Source organism: Halomonas sp., assembly GCF_031581305.1.
Lineage (GTDB): Bacteria > Pseudomonadota > Gammaproteobacteria > Pseudomonadales > Halomonadaceae > Halomonas.
Map to the genome: position 1 here is coordinate 1 of NZ_JAVLBC010000256.1, position 3,785 is coordinate 3,785.

The window sequence follows — 3,785 nt, forward strand, 5'->3', positions numbered from 1 at the left end:
CTGCTGCTGCAGACCCGGATGCCGATCACCGAGGTGGCGCTGGCCTGCGGCTTCGTCTCGCCGCCCCACTTCACCAAGTGCTACCACGACCACTTCGGTCACTCGCCGAGTGCCGAGCGCAAGCGACGTCAGGAGCGCCAGGCCGAACTGGAGCCCTGCGGCGGCCCGAGGCCGCCGCAGGGTTGAGTCGTCAGCCGCGAGCCCGTTCTCCCTCAGGGTCGTAGAGAGCCCGATAGCCGACGGCCGTCACCCGCATCGGGTAGTGCTCGGCGAAGTACTCCAGCCGCAGGGTCCTGCCTTCCCGGGCATGCTCCGGGGGCAGGTAGGCCAGGGCGATGTTGCGTCCCAGTGAGGGGCCATAGGCGATGCTGGTCACGTAGGAGCGTCGTCCCAGGGCGTCCACCGGCACCTCGCCGCTATCGAGGTCGAGCAGTGGCGACTGCCCGACGGGGAAACGTGGCGTGCCGGCGGCGTCATGGTGCTCCTCCATCACCAGGGTGCACAGCGTGGCGGGCTGCTGGGCGCGGTCGCGTTGCTCCAGGTAGGCGGCCTTGCCGTGGAAGGGCACGTCCTTGACTCTGGGCCGTGCCAGACCCGCCTCGACGAGATTGTAATCGCTCAGCAGGTCGGCATTCTGCAGCCGCAGGCTCTTTTCCAGGCGGCGGCTGCTGGCGTAGGTCTCGATGCCCACCGGGATCACTCCGGCGTCGAACAGGAGGTCCCAGAGTGCCAGGCCGTAGCTGAAAGGGACGTAGAGCTCCCAGCCCTGCTCGCCCACGTAGGAGATGCGGAAGGCCCATACCGGCAAGCCCTGGACACGGATCTCGCGGGCGGTGGCGAAGGGAAAACGGGCGTCGTCGAGACCTTCGGGGTCGTCGGTCAGGGCCTGCAGGGTGTGTCGGGCATTGGGGCCCCACAGGCCCAGGGTGGCCAGGCCGTCGCTGCGATCCGCCAGATGCCAGCGGGTCAGGTCCCACTCCTCGGCGCGGTGGCGGATCCACATCAGGTCGCGATGGCCGGTATCGCCACCGCAGATGATTCGCCAGGCATCCGCGGCCAGGCGCACGATGGTGAGGTCCGAGTGCACCCCGCCGAAGGCGTCCAGGAAGTGGGTGTAGACGCCCTTGCCGGCGGGGGTATTGCCGCCGACTCTGGCCACCGAGAGCCGCTCCAGCAGTGCCTCCGCATCGTGGCCCGCGATATCGAAGATGGCGAAGTGGGAGAGGTTGATCATGCCGACGTCGTCGGAGAGTGCCAGGTGTTCGGCGTTGGATACCCGCCAGAAGTGTCGGGCATCCCACTCCGCCGGACGCTCGGGGACCCGTTCCAGGTAAGCGGCGAGACGCGTCTCGTTGGCGGCGTAGCCATGGGCGCGCTCCCAGCCGGCGGCCTCCATGAAGTAGCCGCCGAGCGCCTGTTCGCGTGGCCAGAAGGGGCCGCGGCGCAGGTCGCGACCGCTTTCGAAGGGCTCACGGGGATGCACTGGCGGGTCGTAGATCTTGCGGGCGATCTCCCGGCAGCGGCCCAGGACGTGATGGGGCGTCTTCTGCACCGGGTAGAAGCGCGCGATGTCGATGCCGCAGGGGTCGAGCTCGGGGCGGCCATGGGTCAGCCAGTCGGCCAACACCTTGCCCATGCCGGGGCCGTCCTTGACCCACACCGCTTCGCACAGCCACAGGCCGCGTGTCTCCGGCGACTCGCCCACCAGGGAGCCGCCGTCCGAGGTGACCGAGAGCAGGCCGTTGAAGGAGTGCTTCTCGTCCCAGCCCAGCTCGCCGAGAACGGGGGCGAGTTCGATGGCCCGCTCGAAGGCCTCGGCCACCTGGTCCAGCTCCAGGTCGCGCATGGAGGGGGAGAGGCGTGCCTGGTCACGTTCGAGGATGGCGCGAGGGTCCACCAGCCGTGGCTCGTGGGACTCGTAGTAGCCCCACTCCAGCTGGCCGCCCTCGGTGCTGGTCGGGTCGCCAGTGTCGCGCATGTAGGCGGAGTTACCCTGGTCGCGCAGCAGCGGGTAGCCGATCTCCTTGCCGGTACCGGCGAAGGTCTCGAAGGGGCCGAAGAACATCAATGGATGCTCCACCGGCATCAGTGGGAGGGCCGCGCCGCCCATGGCCGCGGGGATCGGTCCCCAGATGCCCGAGGTGATGATCACCCGCGAGGTGGCGACATAGCCCTTCGACGTCTCGACCCCGTAGACCCGGCTATCCCGGACATCGATGTCCAGGGCCGGGGTCTCGGCGAAGGCGCTCAGGTGGCCGCCGGCCACGGCGCGCTCGACCAGCTCACCGGCCACCTGCTGGGAGCGCGGGACCACCAGGCCGGCGTCAGGGTCCCACATGGCGCCCAGCACCTGGTCGCGCGCCAGTAGCGGGAAGTGTTCCACCGCCTCGTCGGCATCGACCATGCGCGCCCGGGTGCCGAAGGCCTTGCCCGAGGCGACCTTGCGCTGCAGTTCGGCCAGGCGCGCTTCGTCGCCAATCCGGGCGATCTCCAGGCCACCGACCTTGTGATAGTGTCCCAGTGCCTCGTAGAAGCGCTGGCTGTAGGTGGTGGTGTAGCAGGCCAGGCGGTCGTGGGAGGTCATGAAGCAGAAGTCGGAGGCGTGAGCGGTGGAGCCGATGTCCGAGGGGATGGCGGACGTCTCGAGCCCCACCAGGTTCGTCCACCCCTGCTCGATCAGGTGATGGGCGACCGAGGCGCCGACGATGCCGCCCAGTCCAATGATCACCGCGTCTGCCTGCGAGGGTAAAGTCGCCATGGTTGTCCTCCTCATTTCGAGGTTTTTCCCGCAGCATAAGGCAGCGTCTCGACTTCACGCTGTCCCGTGGCGACGCCTCCTTGCCTGGTGGCGACAGGCCGCATGTGACTCTGTCGCCCACACCAAAGAGCTCGACGCCCACAGCGAGATCGATGCTCGGCACAGGGGCTAGTGTCGAGGGCAGGGATGCCGGCGGGTGCCGGTTCCCGGCACCGCGACAGTGGAGGAGACGGTCATGTCCCAGGCTATCGAGAACATTCAGAGCACTCAGAACACCCAATCGGCGCCGGAGATCCTGCTCTATCCGCGCATCCGCAAGTCACCTTTCTTCTATGCGTCCCGGCGGCACGGGGTGCGCAAGTACAGCGTCTATAACCACCACTACCATCCGCGCCTCTACACCGACCCGGTGGACGAGTACTGGGCCCTGGTGCAGGGCGTGACCTTGTGGGACGTCGGCGTCGAGCGCCAGATCGAGATCAGCGGTCCTGACGCCTTCGCCTTCACCCAGCGGCTGGTCCCCCGCGATATGCGTCACTGCCAGGTGGGGCAGTGCAAGTACGTCTTCGTCACCGCCCCGGATGGCGGCATCCTCAACGACCCGGTACTGTTGCGCATCGAGGAGAACCGCTTCTGGCTCTCGCTGGCCGACAGCGACATCCTGCTGTGGTGTCAGGGCCTGGTCCTCAATGCCGGCCTTGACGTCACCATCCAGGAGGTGGATGTGGCCCCGGTCCAGGTCCAGGGGCCGCAGGCCAAGGCGGTGATGGTCGACCTCTTCGGCGAGGCGGTGCTGGGCATGCCCTACTACCATCTGATGGAGGCCGAGCTCGACGGCATGTCGGTGGTGATCTCGCGCACCGGCTACTCCGGCGAGATCGGCTACGAGATCTACCTGCGCGAGGCCAGCCGCTTCGGCGAGGCGCTCTGGCAGCGAGTCTTCGAGGCCGGCCGGCCCCACGACATGCAGGTGATCGGCCCCTGCCACATCCGCCGTATCGAGGGCGGCATCCTCGCCTTCGGCTGC

General features: G+C 68.0%; 2 protein-coding genes and 1 pseudogene. 2 read left to right on the forward strand and 1 reads right to left on the reverse strand.

Annotated features, from left to right (window positions below):
- On the forward strand, positions 1 to 186 hold a 186-nt coding region (locus tag RI841_RS15255; protein WP_310706486.1), incomplete at its 5' end, for a helix-turn-helix domain-containing protein.
- Between the two features lie 4 nt (positions 187 to 190).
- On the opposite strand, the gene RI841_RS15260 is transcribed toward RI841_RS15255, so the two are convergent.
- A complete protein-coding gene (locus tag RI841_RS15260; RefSeq protein WP_310706487.1) occupies positions 191 to 2,758 on the reverse strand; it encodes an FAD-dependent oxidoreductase in 2,568 nt (855 codons plus the stop codon).
- Positions 2,759 to 2,993: 235 nt separating this feature from the next.
- Between RI841_RS15260 and RI841_RS15265 the strand changes: the two are divergent.
- Positions 2,994 to 3,785, forward strand: a pseudogene (locus tag RI841_RS15265) (aminomethyl transferase family protein); the annotation flags it as partial.